Here is a 16869-nt window from a genome sequence, read left to right as displayed (position 1 = left end):
TAGATTATTCTTAATTAATCGCCGGTTCTGAGACAGAATTTGACTTAATTTTTACACACCATCATCTTGACTGGTTAAATAATAAACACGCCCGTTCTTTTCCTGCCAGCAATAATAAGGGCAGAGGGATGTTATTCCCCCTGCCCTTTACAGGACAATTTACGCCTGCCGCGACGGGTTACAGAAAAACCACCACCTGGTGATCGCCGTCGGTCAGCGGAATCACCAGTTTTTCTCCCGCAGCCCAGGCCAGCGGCGCATCATCCAGCGTTGCGTGGCGCTGCCCATACCGCTGGTTATGGAGCGCGATCCGGCAATGCCGCCGGCCAAGCATGACGGTCAGCGTTGCCCCCGGCCAGGCCACGGGCAGGCAGGGGTTCAGTATCAACGTATCACCCGCCCGGGTCAGACCGAGAATGCCCTCAAGCCCGGCCCGGTACATCCAGCCTGCCGAGCCGGTATACCAGGTCCAGCCGCCCCGCCCCTGATGGGGTGCCACGGAGTAGACATCGGCCGCCATCACATACGGCTCGACCTGATAGGTTGCCACCTGCTGCGCAGTGGCGCTGTGGTGAATCGGGTTCAGCAGCGAGAAGAGTGAGGCCGCGCGCTGGCTGTCGCCCAGGGCCGCATAGGCGAGGATATTCCACATCGCCGCGTGGGTATATTGCCCGCCATTTTCCCGCAGGCCGGGCGGATACCCCTTGATGTAGCCGGGATCGTGCGCCGTCTGGTCAAACGGCGGGGTAAACAGCAGCGATAACCCTGCGTCCGGCAGGATCAGCTGTTGCGACAGCGAGGCCATGGCGCGGCGCATCCGCACCGGGTCAGCCTTGCCGGAGAGCACCGCCCAGCTCTGGGCAATGGCATCTATCCGGCACTCCTCGCTCTGTTGGCTGCCCAGCCAGGTGCCGTCATCAAAGGTGGCACGACGGTACCACTCGCCATCCCAGGCATGGGTTTCAATCGCATTCAACACCGCCTGCGCATGGGCCTCCCAGCGCGCCGCACGCGGCGCATCGTAACGGCGGGCATAGGGTGCAAACAGCGCGACAGCCCGGATAAACAGCCACCCCAGCCAGACGCTCTCCCCCTTGCCCTGCTCACCCACGCGGTTCATGCCGTCATTCCAGTCACCGGTGCCGATCAGCGGCAGGCCGTGTTGGCCGGTCAGCGTGATGCACTGGTCCAACCCACGCGCGCAGTGTTCAAACAGCGACGCCTGCTGCAGGGAGACCGCCGGTTGCAGGAAAGCATCATGCTGGTCGGCAGCCAGCGGCGGCCCCTCCAGGAAGGGCAGGCTTTCATCAAGGATCGCCTCATCCTGCGTCACGCCCAGATAGGTTGCGGTGGCAAACGCCAGCCAGACCCGGTCATCAGAGATGCGGGTACGCACCCCCTGGCCGGAATGCGGCAACCACCAGTGCTGCACATCCCCTTCCGGGAACTGCCGCCCGGCTGCCCGCAGAATGTGCGCCCGGGTCTCGTGCGGGCGGGTCATGGTCAGTGCCATGCCGTCCTGCAACTGGTCGCGGAAGCCATAGGCCCCGCTGGTCTGGTAGAAGCCGCAGCGGGCCTGAATGCGGCAGGCGCGCGTCTGGTAGAGCAGCCAGCCGTTGAGCAAAATATCCATCGCCCGGTCGGGGGTCTGCACCTGGACCGCCTGGGTGACCTCCAGCCAGTGTGCAGTGACCTCCTGCAGTACCGCATCCAGATCGGTTTGGCGGTAATGGGTAATCAGCCGCTGGGCGTCCTCCTCATTGCTGCCCTGCCCGAGCAGGAATACCACCTCAGCACTGCCGCCCGGCGGCAGGTCCAGCGTGTGCTGCAAGGCACAGCAGGGGTCGGTGCGCGTGCCGGTAAACCCGGAGAGCGGCTCCCCGCTGATTAACGCCAGCGGGGAGCCGGTGTGGCCATTACGGCCGAGAAACTCACGCCGGCTGGCAGTCGAGGCCTCGGCCTGTTCACGCAGGCAGCCGAAAGCCACCCGGCCGGGAAACTGCATGCCCCACAGGTTGCGGGCACGGATGGCCCCGCTGCGGGCATCGCGGTCGGTTATCACAAACGGCGCACTGGCCCCCCGCTGGCTGCCCAGCACCCACTCTGCATAAGCCGTGACCTGGATGACGCGCCGCCGGTTACTGAGGTTGCGCACCGTCAGCCGTGAGATTTTCACGGCATCCGCTAGCGGCACAAAGTGCAGCAGGGTGGTCTCAATCTGGTTGGCGCGGTGGCGGAAGCGGCTGTAGCCCCAGCCATGGCGCGACTCATAGCGGCCGCCGTCATCAATCGGCTGTTGGGTCGGGCTCCACAAGGCCCCGCTCTCCCGGTCGAAGAGATAGAAGGCCTCGCCGGAAGGATCGCAGACCGCATCGTTACTCCAGGGGGTCAGTTGGTTATCCCGGCTGTTTTCCGCCCAGGTGTAGCCGCTGCCGCGTGCCGAGACCTGGAAGCCAAAGGAGGGGTTGGCCACCACATTAATCCAGGGGAGCGGGGGCATATTCCGGCCTTCGAGCCGGCAGACATACTCCCGCCCCTGGTTGGCGAAGCCGCCGATGCCGTTGAAAAACTCCAGTGCCTCATCGTCCGGCAGGGGATCAGGCAGGCCATGGAAGGTCGCGGTTTCCGCATACGCCTCCTGGGCCACGGGCGGCATAAAGCCCAGCTGGCGATCCAGCGGCCCGTTGCGGGCATGCAACACTACCCGCGCCGCCGAGGCCAGCAGCGCATAGGCGGTGCTGCTCATCAAATCTGCCCGCAGCGTATAGACCTGCCCCTGCACCACGGCCCCCAGACGCGGCTGTGACTGACTGCTGCGCACGGCGGTATCAATCGCTATCTGCAGATCCTGGATATAGGAGGAGGCGCGGTCATTCACGATCACCAGATCGACACTCAGCAGCTTCAGCCGCCAGTATTCGTGGGCGCGCAACAGCTGCTTGACCTGGGCAATATCACTGATGTCATCAATACGCAGCAACACAATCGGCAGATCGCCGGAGATGGAGAGCGGCCACAACTCTGCCTGTGGCCCGGCCCCCCGTATAATCTCCCCCGGCGATGAGCCAAAACGCGGATCGGCATACAGCAACGGCGCGGTCAGCCGCTGGAAATCGGCCGCTTCGCTGTGTTTCACCGCCAGGTGACGTAATTGCACCTGCGCCTTTGTCCAGGCCAGGGTTTTGGCGCGGTCAAAGGCGTGGCGATCGTGGTGCTTGTCAATCAGGCTGAGCAGGGCCTCACGTGAACCGGCGACCACCGTCCAGAATGCCACCCGCACCGTTTTTCCGGCCCCGACCCTGACCTTGCGCCGCAGCGAAAAGATCGGATCAAGCACGGTGCCGGTGGTGCCGGAGAGCGGCTGTTCCGGCTGCATGGCCTGCGCCTCCAGCACCGAATACCCGTTACCAATAAAGCGGGCGCGGTCAGTTTCATAGCCGATCTCATTATGCGTATCGCCCTCCACCACCACAAAATGCCCGGCCCAGATCACCGGCTCATCCGGTGTGCGGCGGCGGCGGGTCGCGATCAGCGCGCCATACTCCGCCAGGAACTCGGTCTGGATAAACATCCGGGCAAACGCAGTATGGGCATTATCGGTAGCGGCCTGGGTCAGGACGAGCTCCATATAGGAGGTCAAATCCAGCTCACGGAGCCGCAGCCCACGGTTGGTCAGGGTAATGCGCCGCACCTCGCTGTCATCCTCGCCGGAGACCAGCATCTCCAGCCGCGATATCAGCCGCTGTTCGTGGCGGGTAAAGGCGGCGTGATCCTCGCCGAACAGCACGGCATGGTGGTTGTCAGGATGTGGCGTCCGGCGTGACGGCGTCAGCAAGCGCGCCGGGCGGCCGCCCTCCTGCGGCGTTTCATCCGGGGATTGCAGGGCAGCACAGGCTGACCAGATGCGGCCACTGCGCAGGTCGCGCAGCAGGATCAACGATCCCCAGTTGTCCCGGGTGCTGTCCTCACGCCAGCGGGTCACGGCGATGTCGTGCCAGCGGCTGTAACCGCCACCGGTGGCCGAGATCATCACCGCATAGTTACCGTTGGAAAGCAGATGGGTAACGGGCGCGCCCGGCGGGGTGCCGGTAAAGTGGCGGTAAGCCCCGCTCTCTTCCTCGTCGTTCCCGGCAGAAGCGCGCACTTCATCGGCCAGCGGCCGCACTGACGCCGGTGCCTGCGGCAGGCGTTCCTGCAGCAGCAGCGCCACCGACTGAATGGCCGGTTCCCGGTGGAAGCGTTCCCGCATCAGCCCGTTGTGCAGCACATTGGCCAACGCCACCAGCGTCATGCCCTGGTGGTGCGCCATGTAGTTGTAGACGACCGCGACCCGCTCACCACGCGGCAGGCGGCTGGGGGTAAAGTCGAGCGCCTCATAAAAGCCATAGTGGCCATAAGCCCCCAACCGTGCCATGCGCCGGTAGTTCTCCGCCGCGCCGGCCGGGTCGATCATTGACGCCAGCCCGCTGGCATAGGGGGCGATCACGGTGTTTTCGGCCAGCCCGCGTTTCAGCCCCAGCCCCGGCACGCCGAAGTTGGAGTATTGATAGGTGAACTCAAGATCCCGCGCATTATACGCGGATTCAGAGATGCCCCAGGGAATGCCCAGGCGGCGGCCATAGGCCTGTTGCTGCGCCACCACCAGGCGGTTCGTTTCCGCCAGCAGGCTCTCTTCCGGCGCACGCAGCACCAGTGACGGCATCAGATACTCAAACATCGAGCCGGACCAGGAGAGCAGCGCCGCCTGGTGCTGCAACCGCACGGTGTTGCGCCCCAGCCGGAACCAGTGCCGGGTGGCAATATCCCCTTTGGCGATAGCAAACAGGCTGGCCAGCCGCGCCTCGGAGGCCAGCAGGTCATAACAGCTGCTGTCAAGTTGGTTATCCGCGACGGAATAGCCGATGGACAGTAACTGGCGGTCGGTATTGACCAGGAAACGGAAATCCATGCCATAGGCCAGATCGCGCGCCTGTTGCGCCAGGCGCAGTAAGCGCGGGGCCAGCCACGGTGAGCCGTCCTGCCGGCGGCGATCGTAGTCGTGCTCTTGTAACATGTCATCGAGCGCCCGGCAGGCAAACAGCAACGGCGGTTCTTCACCGTCCGGCGTGATGGGAGCCACCTGGCGTGCCGCCTGTAACAGCGGTTCGCTCAGCGGCAGCAGCTTCGTTAACAGAGTCGGCCAGGGTTCCTCCAGCGCCAGATCGGCGCGCAGCTCTGCCAGCTGTGCGTGGAACGTCTCCGCCGGGTTGCCGGCAGGCAGCGGCTCAGCCGCCAACGCCTGTTCCATTAACCGCAGGTGGTCGTCCACCGCACTGTAGGGATCCTCCACCCCGCTCTGATTGCACCAGGCTTCACAGGCGGCCGCCACCACCAGCAGGTGCCCGGCCAGGTTGCCGCTGTCCACGGCGGAAACATAGGCCGGTTGCAGCACCTGTAAATCCCGGGTGCCGTACCAGTTCAGGAAGTGGCCGTTATGGCGCGGCATCTGCATCAGCGTGCCGAAGGTGGCTTCCAGCCGCGCAACGGTGCGCGCCAGCCCGGTCCAGCCGAAATCACGCGCTGCCAGGGTGGAGAGCAGATAGAGGCCAATATTGGTGGGCGACGTCCGGTGGGCGATCACCGGCTTAGGCTGCTCCTGAAAATTATCCGGCGGCAGCCAGTGTTCCGCGGCGGTGACATAGGTTTCAAAATAGCGCCAGGTCTGGCGGGCAATCAGGCGCAACGCGTGGCGGTCAGCGGCGCTGAGCGCCAGCCGCCGGGTATGTGCCGGTTCACGGCTGACCCAGCAGGCTATCGCCGGGGCGGCCAGCCACAGCCCCCCAAACAGCAGAATCAGTGCACTGTTCCAGGGGGCGGCCCACCCGGCCAGCAGGCAGAGCGCCAGGGCCAGCAACGTGCCGGGCATCATCAGCCGGTAAAAACCGGCAAAGGTTGGCGAGGGGAGCGCGGCCAGCTGCGCCGCCGGTACCCACTCCAGCAGGTGTTTGCGTGACACCGTCAGACGGTAAAGGGTGCGGGCAATCGCATCCAGCATCCGCCAGGCGTTATCCGGCAACAAACAGAGGGTCAGTAACGCCTGCTGGCTGGAAAGCGCCCACTCCTGCCTCATTATCCGCAGGTTATCCGCCGCGGATAACGTCGGTTGGCGGCTGCGCAACAGCGCCTCCCACCACGGCGGGGCCATGGCCGTTAACAGCATAACGGCCAGAAGTGACAACGTCACCAGCCAGGCAGCGGCCGCCGGCAGTGTCCAGCCCGCGGCCAGGGTCAGCAGCAACGCCGGGGTGACCAGCGAACGCCGCAGGTTATCGATCATCTTCCAGCAGCCTACCGCATCCAGCCCGCTCCGGCCGGTGGGGGTCTCTGCCCCGGCCGGGGCGTTGCCCACCAGCCACGGCAACAGCTGCCAGTCACCGCGTGTCCAGCGGTGCTGGCGGCGGGCAATCACGTCATAGCGCGCAGGCGGGGCCTCGACCAGCTCAACATCCGAGGCCAGCCCGGCGCGGGCACAGGCCCCTTCAAACAGGTCATGGCTCAGCAGGGTGTTTTCCGGGATGCGCCCGTGCAGCGCCTGCTCAAAGGCATCCACGTCATAGATGCCCTTGCCGGTGTAGGAGCCTTCGCCAAACAGATCCTGATAGACGTCCGACACCGCGGCCGCATAAGGGTCAATGCCGCCCTGCCCGGCGAAAATACGCTGGTAACGTGAGCCCTCCCGGCCCATCGGCAGGGCCATGGTGACACGGGGTTGCAGGATTGCATAACCGGAGATGAGATGCGTATTCCCGGCGTCCCAGCGGGGCTGGTTCAGCGGGTGGGCCATCTTACCGATCAATTTTTGCGCCACCTCACGCGGCAGGTGGGTATCCGCATCCAGGGTAATAACGTAGCGTACCTCCGGCGGTACCCAGGGGGCGTTGCCCTCTTCTGCCATGAAATGGGTATCTGTGGCCCCGCGCAGCAGCCGGTTCAGCTCATGCAGTTTGCCGCGTTTGCGCTCCCAGCCCATCCACACCCCTTCTGCCGGGTTGTAATGGCGGCGGCGGTGCAACAGCAGGAAACGCGGCCCGTGGCTTCCCGGCCCGTGACGCGCATTCAGGGCGGCCACCGCCTGGCGGGCGCCCGCCAGCAGGGCGGCATCCTGCGGGGTGGTTTCGGTCGCGGCGTCCATGCCGTCGGTCAGTAAAGCGAAGGTCAGATCGCCGGAGATACCGGTCAGGTAGTGAACCTCCAGCTGTTCAATCTGCGCATTGATGTCCTCTTCCCGCGTCAGCAGGGTCGGCACCACCACCATGCTGCGCAGCGCGGCGGGCACCCCCTGTTCCAGGGCCATCGCCGGCAACGGTTTGGCGGCAAACAGGCTGTTGATCGTACGGTTGACCAGCACGCCCGCCAGCCCGCTCAGGGGGAACAGGCTCAGCAACAGGGCAACCCAGCCTGCCGCCCCGAACCCGCCGGGCATCAGCGCGGCCAGCCCAGCCCAGAGTGCCGCGCCCCCGGCGGCCGTGACCGCCAGTTGTGCCAGCAGGTAGCCGGTGAGCCCGATCCGCCGGAAGCCGCGCTGCAGCCGCAGGGTAAGCGACGGGGTAAAACCAATCTGCGCCTCCAGCTGATGGCGCCCGTGGTCAATCAGGTAGTAACCCGGCTCGTTCTGCTGTTGCGATCGCGCTTCACCGGGCGCGCCGGCCAGGGCCACCGCCTCCGCCGCCACCACGCCCTCCGGCTGGCCGGAGCCGCGTGCCAGCTGTTCAATCGCGCTGCGGTAGCGGTTACGGGTCGGGAAATCCATCGCGGCAAACGTCCCGGCCTGCCGCAGGGTGCGATCGACCAGGCTCACGCTCTCAAACATCACGGGCCAGTCGAGATCGGAGATCATCCGCATACTGGTGATCACATTGCGCACCGAGACGTTCGACGCCCCAAGCCGCTGCTGGGCATGCAGCACCACCTCATCCGGGGTGGTGCCCTGCTGTTGCAGGCGGTGCGCCAGCCAGCTCAGCGCCGGGGTGGTCTCCGGATCCTGGCCGCGCAGGTTTTTCACCAGTTGCGCGGCGTACAGCTCCGGCAGCGGCGCGTTGCCCAGTGCGGCAGACGCCGACGCCAGGGCCATCAGGGCATCTTCGCCGGTAATCAACTGGGCGCTCAGCCGATCGGCAGCATCACGCGCCCGGCGGCCCTGGGTGATCTGTTCCGCCAGCCGCCGCAGGTTCTCAATCAACACAATCCGCAGCGTGATCGCCACCGCCCACAGCTCGCCAATGGTCAGGGGCTGAACCTGCTGATAGGCGTTAATAAAGCGGCGCAGGGTCTCCGGGTCAACATGGCTGTCGGTGTGCGTCACATAGGCCCAGGCCAGCCCGAACACCCGGGGGTAACCGGTAAACGGGCCGTCCGCCAGTTTCGGCAACTGCCGGTAATAGCCGGGCGGAAGATGGCGGTGGATGTCGGTGATTTGTGCCGCGACCAGGTGGTAGTTGTCCAGCAGCCATTCGGCCGCCGGCACCACCTGACGCCCCTGCGCCAGTTCTTCTGCACTGTCACGGTAGGCCGCCAGCAAAAGGGCGGCGTTCTGGTCGAGCCGGGCCTGCAATGGCCTGACCACCTGCGGGCGGGCGGTCACCGGCTGCGCGGCCGCCAGCGACGCCGCGTGCTGCTCCAGCCGTTCAATGCCGAACATCTCACCGCGTACCGGGCGGAGATCGCCCCATGGCCCGCGACCTTCGCGGCTGGTGAACAGTAATCCGGATAACATCATACTTTCTCCTTTCAGGATGCGCCGGGCCGTAACCACAGGCCGGGAAAAGACGCACGCCGCGCAAGGTGGCGGCAGCAAAACAGGTGAAGAGCGGGCATCTGGCCCTGAAGGAACCCGGCAATACGGCCGGTCAACGGCGTATCGGGGGGTGGCGGCGTGAAAAAGGTGAAAGATTCAGAGAGCAGGCCGGGCAAGCCGGAGTAAGAGTGGCTAAAAAATAACCTCCGCTACAAGATAACATGAATTCTCTGAGAATTCAGGTTAAGCCAGCGTGATGTCCTATAGTTAGTGGTTGCACCATCTGAAGGTCATCCCAAAGCGCACCGATAAGCGCGTCGCCCCAGAGGAGTATTGCTCAATGTCGAAAACAACAGGTCATCAGACAACCCTGAAAACCGCGACCCACACGGCCCCGGCCACCGACGGCCAGGCCGCGAAGCCCGGCCTCGGGGATCTTGCCCCGGCAGATAACTCGCACCAGCCCTCCCCCACGCCTACCCCGCCCGGCCAGGAGCCTACCGCCCCCGGCAGCCAGAAAAGCCCGGACATCCACAATGCCAAGCTCGATGCGCTGGAGATCCACCGCAAGCAAGGGGCCAACCAGCCGCTGACCACTGACCACGGCACCAAAATTGCCAACGATCAGAACTCGCTGCGGGCCGGTGTGCGTGGCCCGACGCTGCTCGAAGATTTTATTATGCGGGAGAAGATCACCCATTTTGACCATGAGCGTATTCCGGAGCGCATCGTGCATGCGCGCGGCTCGGCGGCTCACGGCTATTTCCAGCCCTACCGGTCAATGAGCGACGTCACCAAGGCGGCCTTTTTGCAGGACCCGGCGAAACAGACCCCGGTCTATGTGCGCTTCTCCACGGTGCAAGGGTCGCGCGGCTCGGCAGACACCGTGCGCGACATCCGCGGTTTTGCCACCAAGTTTTACACCGACGAGGGCAACTACGACCTGGTCGGCAACAATACCCCGGTGTTCTTTATCCAGGATGCCCATAAATTCCCGGACTTTGTGCACGCGGTAAAACCGGAACCGCACCATGAGATGCCGCAGGGCGGCAGCGCCCACGACACCTTCTGGGACTACGTCTCACTCCAGCCAGAGACGCTGCACAACGTCTTCTGGGCGATGTCCGACCGCGGCATCCCGCGCAGCTACCGCACCATGGAAGGGTTCGGCATCCATACCTTCCGCTTTATCAACGGCGAAGGGAAATCGACCTTTGTGCGCTTCCACTGGAAGCCGCTGGCGGGCAAGGCCTCGCTGCTGTGGGATGAGGCGCAGAAACTGGCCGGTAAAGACAGCGATTTCCACCGCCGCGACCTGTGGGAGTCGATTGAGGCCGGGGACTACCCGGAGTATGAGCTGGGGGTGCAGCTGATCCCGGAAGAGGATGAGTTCAACTTTGACTTCGATCTGCTCGACGCCACCAAGCTTATCCCCGAGGCGCTGGTGCCGGTGGAGATCATCGGCAAGATGGTGCTGAACCGTAACCCGGACAACTTCCACGCCGAAACCGAGCAGGTGGCGTTCCACCCCGGCCATGTGGTGCCCGGCATCGACTTCACCAATGACCCGCTGTTGCAGGGGCGGCTCTTCTCCTACACCGATACCCAGATCAGCCGCCTGGGTGGGCCGAACTTCCATGAGATCCCGATTAACCGGCCGGTCTGCCCTTACCACAACTTCCAGCGTGACGGCATGCACCGGATGGACATCGACACCAACCCGGCCAGCTATGAACCGAACTCCATCAACAACAACTGGCCGCGCGAAACCCCACCGGCCGCGTCGGGCGGCGGCTTTGAGAGCCATTACGAGCGCATTGACGGCCACAAGGTGCGCGAGCGCAGTGAATCCTTCGCGGATTACTACTCGCAGCCGCGCCTGTTCTGGATGAGCCAGACGCCGGTCGAGCAGGAGCACATTATCGGGGCGTTTTCCTTTGAGCTGAGCAAAGTCGGCCGCACCTACATCCGTGAACGGGTGGTAGACCTGCTGGCGCGGGTGGACATCAACCTGGCGGAAGAAGTCGGCAAAAACCTCGGTTTCCGGCTGCCGGATGACGCGAAGAAATACCCGCTGCCGCACAGCGTCAACGGCCTGCAAAAGGATGAGACCCTGAGCCTTTACGCCACCGGTGACGGTGTGCTGAAAGGGCGCTGCGTGGCGGTGCTGCTGAGTGACGGTGTGCACGCCGCTGATGTGCTGGAGATCCTGCAGGCGCTGAAAACCGAGGGTATCCACCCGAAACTGCTGGCCCGCCACATGGGTGAAGTGCTGGCGGATGACGGCTCCTCGGTGCCGGTGAACGGCACCTTCGGCAATACGCCGTCGGTGACGGTGGACGCGGTGCTGGTGCCGAACGGCAACATCGACTCGCTGCTGCTGGACGGTGACGCCCGCCACTTCCTGCTGGAAGCCTACAAGCACCTGAAGGTGATTGGCCTCAGCGGCGATGCCGACCGCATCAAGCCGCTGCTCGGTATTGATGACAGCGCCCAGGAAGAAGGCATTGCGGAGGGGGCCAAGGCCGAAGGGCTGCTGCAAAGCTTCCTGGATGCCATGGAACAGCACCGCATCTGGTCACGCAGCGCCAAGGCGGCCGCCGTCCCGGCCTGATGACGTGTCGGGGAGGCGCGCCCTCCCCGCCTATTTTTTTAAGGAGGAACCATGAGCGAACACACCCTGCCCAAACAGCACCAGGACCAGCAACCCGGCCGTGAGGCCCCGATGGAGCCGAAACCGCTGTATGACGATCAGGACTACCGCGCCGGTGGCAAGCTGAAGGAGAAAGTGGCGCTGGTGACCGGCGGCGACAGCGGCATCGGCCGCGCCGTGACCATCGCCTATGCCAAAGAGGGGGCGAAAGTCGCCATCGTTTATCTGGAAGAGGATGAAGACGCCCGTGAAACCCAGCGCCTGGCGGCCCAGTATGGCCCGGAGCCGCTGTTGATCCGCGGGGATCTCGGCGATCAGGCATTTGCCACGGATGCCGTGGAAAAAACCGCCGCCCATTTCGGCGGGCTGGATGTGCTGGTGAACATCGCCGGTGAGCAGCACCCGCAAGAGACGCCGGAAGCGATCAGCGCCGAACAGCTGGAGAAGACCTTCCGCACTAACTTCTTCTCGATGGTTTACCTGGTGCAGGCGGCGCTGAAGCACCTGCCGGAAGGCGGGGCGATCATCAACACCAGCTCCATTACCGCCTATCGCGGCAACCCCAAACTGATTGACTACTCCTCCACCAAAGGGGCGATCACCGCCTTTACCCGCTCGCTCTCCACCAACCTGCTGGAGCGCGGCATCCGGGTGAACGCCGTGGCACCCGGCCCGATCTGGACACCGCTGATCCCGTCTACCTTTGATGAGGAGCACGTCTCACAATTTGGCCTGGAAACGCCGATGAAACGCCCCGGCCAGCCCTCTGAACTGGCGGCGGCCTACGTCTACCTGGCCTGTAAAGACTCTTCTTACGTCAGCGGCCAGACGATCCACATCAACGGCGGCGTCGTGATTAACGGCTGACGTCATGATCAGCGGCCGATCGCCGCAGGCATAAAAAAGCCGGGCCATAACGGAGCCCGGCTTTTTTGTGGCCGCCGGTTACGGGATGCGGTTTTTCAGGGCGTCGTGCTGTTTGTCCTCTTCGCGCTCGCGTTCGGCCAATGCCTCAAACGCGGTGGCGGTGGCCGGGTCAAACAGTGACAGCGTCTCGATCTGGTTGAGCATGATCACCTTGCGGAAATAGAGCGCGGAGATCGGCTCAGAATCCGGCAGAATGCCGTGCTGCTGGTAGTAACTGGCGTAGTTGTGCTCTACCTGCATCTTCTGGGTTTCCGGGTCGCGGTAGCCGCTGACCATCGGGATCAATACCACGTTGTCCGTGGAGCCGCTCTCGCAGCGCAGGGTATGCACCATGCCGATGTAGACGCGGCGCGAACGCAGCGTAATAAATACCAAATCGCCCTGGTCCATACACTGATAGAGCAGCCCTTCCACGCCGTTGGAGCGTGTCAGCTGCTGGTAGAGGCTTTTGCGCCCGGCCGGGTCGAGCTGCATACTGCGTGACCACGAAGTGCAGGAGAGGCACAGCAGCACCGAGACCGCCAGCATGATCACCACCGGGGCCTGAATCCCCAAGAAGCTCCACATGATGAAGTCACGTTGCAGCTGGAGGTCATGCCCGATTATCCACGGGAACTGGTTCATCAGCCCGGAGAAGCCCCACAGCAACAGGTAGACGACGGCGATCACCAGCAGCCCCTGCAACACGAAAATACAGCCGTACAGCGCCACCACGAAGTAGACGTCCCAGCCAAAGGTGCGCTTGAGTTTGAAACGCGAAGAGACATCGCGGGTGGTGTACCAATAACCGCACACCATCAAAACCATAAAAATTGCCGTTGCCATCAGTGCGCGCCCTCCCTGTTTCCGGCACGAACCGGTAAGTCACATGGCGCGGGTAACGCTCTTTGCATAGATCCTCCTTGTTGTCTGGCCCATCATGGGCAAAGCTGTCATCAACCCCTGAGTGTGACGCCGAAAACCGGCCGGGGTTGCCCCGGATTAATCCGGAAGTGACCGCCTCCGCCGGGCGGCTCCCGGTTAAGCATAGCTAACTCACTGGATAAACGGCGGATTTTCTGCCCACTCTGCGCGCGTCCGGCCGTTGGCTGCGCGATCTCACCTTGTCCTTTATCCCTCACCGGGGTAGTTTTATCTCCGGGATGAATGATTTTATGTCTAGAATTAACAGAGATATCCGCAGTTAACCGGCATTCAGGAGGCGTGGCAATGGCATTGCAACAAGAGATTATCGAGGCACTCAAGGTAAAACCCCAGATTGACGCGCAGGAGGAGATCCGCCGCAGCGTTGACTTCCTGAAGGAATATCTTCAGGCTAACCCGGCACTGAGGGCGCTGGTGCTCGGCATCAGCGGCGGCCAGGACTCCACCCTGACCGGCAAACTCAGCCAGATGGCAATCACTGAACTGCGTGAAGAGACCGGTGACGACAGCTACGAATTCATCGGCGTGCGCCTGCCGTACGGCAACCAGGCGGACGAGGCCGACTGCCAGGACGCTATCGCCTTTATCCAGCCCAACCGCGTGCTGACGGTGAACATCAAAGAGTCAGTGGTTGCCAGTGAAGCGGCGCTGCGCAAGGCCGGCATTGAGCTGTCGGACTTCGTCAAAGGCAATGAAAAAGCGCGTGAACGGATGAAAGCGCAATACAGCATTGCCGGCATGTCGCGCGGGCTGGTGGTGGGCACTGACCACGCGGCTGAGGCGGTCACCGGGTTCTACACCAAATACGGCGACGGCGGCACCGACATCAACCCGATTTTCCGCCTTAACAAGCGCCAGGGTAAGGCCCTGCTGGCGGCCCTGGGCTGCCCGGAGCACCTCTACAAGAAAGTGCCGACGGCTGACCTGGAAGAGGATCGCCCCGGCCTGCCGGATGAAGTGGCGCTGGGTGTCACCTACGAGATGATTGACGACTACCTGGAAGGCAAACCGGTGGAGCCGAAGGTCGCGGAGATTATCGAGCGCTGGTATACCCGCACCGAGCACAAACGCCAGTTGCCGGTCACGGTCTTTGACGACTTCTGGAAAACAACCTAAGCGCAAGGTGCCGCTGCCGGCACCCCCCGCTCTGTGATTGACGCGCCGCCTGTTATGCGGCGCGTTTCTTTTGCCGGTTACGGCACGATGATGATGAGGACGTTATTCTTACGCTATGCAAAAATTTTTACTGCTGCTGCTTTCGATTGTCTTGCTTGGCCCTCTGGGCATTGATCTTTACCTGCCGACCATTCCTGCCATTGCTGCCGGGCTGGGCAGCCCGCAGGCGGTGATTCAGGCAACGATTTCCCTGTTTATCCTGGTGCTGGGCGCCGGGCAACTGGTGGCCGGGCCGCTGGTGGACAACTATGGCCGCAAACCGGTGGCGCTGGCCGGGATTGCCCTCTACCTGGCCGGGGCGGCGCTGGCGGCGCTCTCCGTCAGCCCGGCGATGTTTATCGCCTCCCGGCTGGTGCAGGGACTGGCAGTCTGCTGTACCGCCGTGGTGGCGTTCAGCGGCATCCGTGACCGCATGAACGGCGAAGAGGCCGCCCGCGCCTTCGGCTTCCTGAACGGCACGCTGAACATTGTGCCGGCGATGGCCCCGCTGCTGGGTGGGCTGCTGGCGGAGGCGTTTGGCTGGCGTGCGCCGTTCTGGTTCCTGGCCGGCTATGCCGCCGTGGTGTTTGTGGTGATCGCCACCCTGCTGCCGGAAACGCGCCCGGCAGACACCCAGCCGGTACGCGGCCTGCCGCTGCGGCAATACGGCGCCATCCTGCGCGATCGCCGTTTCCGCACCTTCAGCCTGGTGAATGCCGGGGCGATGGGCATGGCGCTGACCTACGTCTCGCTCGCCCCTACGGTGCTGATGGGTACCGGCGGGCTGTCGCCGCTGCACTTTTCGCTGGCGTTTGGCGCCAACGGCTTCTGGATTTTGTTTGTGAGTTTCTTCGCCAACCGCGTGATCCATAAACTCGGCCGCCCGGTCTGCCTGGCGGTCGGCAGCCTGCTGATGCTGCTGGGTGCGCTGGGGCTGGTGGCGGGCGTGCTGCTGTTGCCGCAGGCGGTGCAGGTGCAGTGGTGGGTTTACATGCTGCCGGTGGCGGCGGCCTGTGCCGGGCTGGCGTTTATGATGGGGCCGGCCACCAGCTACGCGCTGGAGCCGTACGGCAGCGAGGCCGGAGTCGCCTCGGCGCTGGTAGGCTTTGTGCAGATGGCAGGCGGCTCGTTGCTGGGGCTGGCGGCGATGGCGCTGCCGCTGTCACCCAAGCTGTCGCTGGCGGTGATGATGCTGGCCGGTTGCCTGCTGGCGCTGCGTGCGCGCCTGCTGAGCAAGCAGCTGCGCGGGACGTTAACCTCCCTGACTAAACCATCCTCCCCAGACCAGGGCGCGTAACCGCGCCCTCTCCTTCAGCGGGTGCCTGCATCAGTTTTCGTAGCGGAAAGGCACCCGCGCCGTGACCGCCGTCAGCAGTTCATAGCCCAATGTGCCGGCGGCGGCAGCCACCTCATCCACCGGCAGTTGCGCCCCCCATAACTCCACCGGCGTGCCGATCCCGGCCTGCGGGCATGGGGTCAGGTCCACCGCCAGCATATCCATGGAGACGCGCCCCAGCGTGCGGGTCATCACGCCGCCCACGCAGACCGGGGTACCGGTCGGCGCGTGCCTGGGGTAGCCATCCGCATAGCCGCAGGCCACCACGCCCAGGCGTTGCGGGCCGGTGGCGGTGTAAGTGGCACCATAGCCGACGCGGTCACCGGCGCTCAGCTGTTGCAGGCCGATTATCTCACTGGTGAGGCTCATGCCCGCTCGCAACCCGGCCGGGGCGATATCCTGCGCCACGCCGCTCGGCGACGCGCCATACAGAATGATGCCCGGCCGCACGGCCGCGTGGTGGGTGTGCGGGTGCCAGAGGGTGGCGGCCGAGTTGGCGAGGCAGCGCGGCAGCGGCACCTCCGCCCCCACCCGCTCAATCACCGCGTACTGCCGGCTGACGCCTTCCGGGCCGTCAGCCACGGCGAAATGGCTCATCAGCGTTATCGCGCCCACCTGCGGCAGCGCCCTGAGCTGCTGCCAGGCCGCCGCCAGCTGTTCCGGCGGGAAGCCGAGGCGGTTCATGCCACTGTTGAGTTTCAGGTAGACATCAACCGGCGCATCCAGCCGCGCTGCGGCCAGCGCCTCAATCTGCCAGGCGCTGTGCACGGCGGTGGTGAGCCGGTAACGATCCAACAGTGCCAGATCCGCCGCGTGGAAAAACCCCTCCAGCAGCAGAATCGGCCCCTGCCAGCCCGCTTCCCGCAAGGTTATCGCCTCTTCATAGTTGAGCAGCGCATAACCATCGGCCTGATCAAACGCCTGCCACATCCGGCGCAGGCCATGGCCATAGGCGTTGGCTTTGACCACCGCCCAGAGGTGGGCGGACGGGGCGTGGCGGCGTACTGCGGACAGGTTGTGACGCAGGGCGTCAAGGTGCACGGTGGCAACGATCGGACGGGGCATGGCAAGGCTCTCAGTTAACACTGCTCGATAAATAAA

At 64.0% G+C, this 16869-nt stretch carries 7 protein-coding genes; 4 read left to right on the top strand and 3 right to left on the bottom strand.

The genetic code is table 11. The annotated features are described in order from the left end of the window. Positions 1–178: 178 nt before the first annotated feature. Positions 179–8755 carry a GH36-type glycosyl hydrolase domain-containing protein gene (locus CYR55_RS13545; RefSeq protein WP_206604040.1) on the bottom strand — a complete coding sequence of 2859 codons (8577 nt, stop codon included), beginning with the start codon at positions 8753–8755 and terminating at the stop codon, positions 179–181. A gap of 358 nt (positions 8756–9113) precedes the next feature. Between CYR55_RS13545 and katE the strand changes: the two genes are divergently transcribed. Beyond that, entirely contained in the window at positions 9114–11387 is a 2274-nt protein-coding gene (gene katE, locus CYR55_RS13540) for a catalase HPII (protein WP_101816654.1), read from the top strand. A 51-nt stretch (positions 11388–11438) separates the two neighbouring features. Then, positions 11439–12293, top strand: coding sequence for an SDR family oxidoreductase (locus CYR55_RS13535; protein ID WP_101816653.1), 855 nt, complete (start codon positions 11439–11441; stop codon positions 12291–12293). Between the two features lie 78 nt (positions 12294–12371). Here the strand turns inward: CYR55_RS13535 and CYR55_RS13530 are convergent, their stop codons facing one another. Beyond that, positions 12372–13178, bottom strand: coding sequence for a hypothetical protein (locus CYR55_RS13530; protein WP_101816652.1), 807 nt, complete (start codon positions 13176–13178; stop codon positions 12372–12374). A 384-nt stretch (positions 13179–13562) separates the two neighbouring features. Here CYR55_RS13530 and nadE point away from each other — a divergent pair, with 384 nt between their 5' ends. Together nadE and CYR55_RS13520 are read left to right on the top strand one after the other, a co-directional pair. Beyond that, a complete protein-coding gene (gene nadE, locus CYR55_RS13525) occupies positions 13563–14393 on the top strand; it encodes an ammonia-dependent NAD(+) synthetase (protein ID WP_101816651.1) in 831 nt (276 codons plus the stop codon). 115 nt (positions 14394–14508) lie between these two features. Next, positions 14509–15729, top strand: a complete 1221-nt coding sequence (locus CYR55_RS13520) for a multidrug effflux MFS transporter (protein ID WP_101816650.1) — start codon at positions 14509–14511, stop codon at positions 15727–15729. Positions 15730–15759: 30 nt separating this feature from the next. Here CYR55_RS13520 and dadX read toward each other — a convergent pair whose 3' ends face one another. Then, positions 15760–16833, bottom strand: a complete 1074-nt coding sequence (gene dadX / locus CYR55_RS13515; protein WP_101816649.1) for a catabolic alanine racemase DadX — start codon at positions 16831–16833, stop codon at positions 15760–15762. Positions 16834–16869 lie beyond the last annotated feature (36 nt).

Source organism: Chimaeribacter californicus (assembly GCF_002858675.1).
Taxonomy (GTDB): Bacteria; Pseudomonadota; Gammaproteobacteria; order Enterobacterales; family Enterobacteriaceae; genus Chimaeribacter; species Chimaeribacter californicus.
Note: the sequence above shows the minus strand (reverse complement) of the source record. Positions and strands in the feature narration are given on the sequence as shown.

Coding starts and splice junctions, on each gene's coding strand:
- CYR55_RS13535 (WP_101816653.1), top strand. CDS start 11,439: ATGAGCGAACACACCCTGCCCAAACAGCACCAGGACCAGCAACCCGGC.
- nadE (WP_101816651.1), top strand. CDS start 13,563: ATGGCATTGCAACAAGAGATTATCGAGGCACTCAAGGTAAAACCCCAG.
- katE (WP_101816654.1), top strand. CDS start 9,114: ATGTCGAAAACAACAGGTCATCAGACAACCCTGAAAACCGCGACCCAC.
- dadX (WP_101816649.1), bottom strand. CDS start 16,833: ATGCCCCGTCCGATCGTTGCCACCGTGCACCTTGACGCCCTGCGTCAC.
- CYR55_RS13530 (WP_101816652.1), bottom strand. CDS start 13,178: ATGGCAACGGCAATTTTTATGGTTTTGATGGTGTGCGGTTATTGGTAC.
- CYR55_RS13545 (WP_206604040.1), bottom strand. CDS start 8,755: ATGATGTTATCCGGATTACTGTTCACCAGCCGCGAAGGTCGCGGGCCA.
- CYR55_RS13520 (WP_101816650.1), top strand. CDS start 14,509: ATGCAAAAATTTTTACTGCTGCTGCTTTCGATTGTCTTGCTTGGCCCT.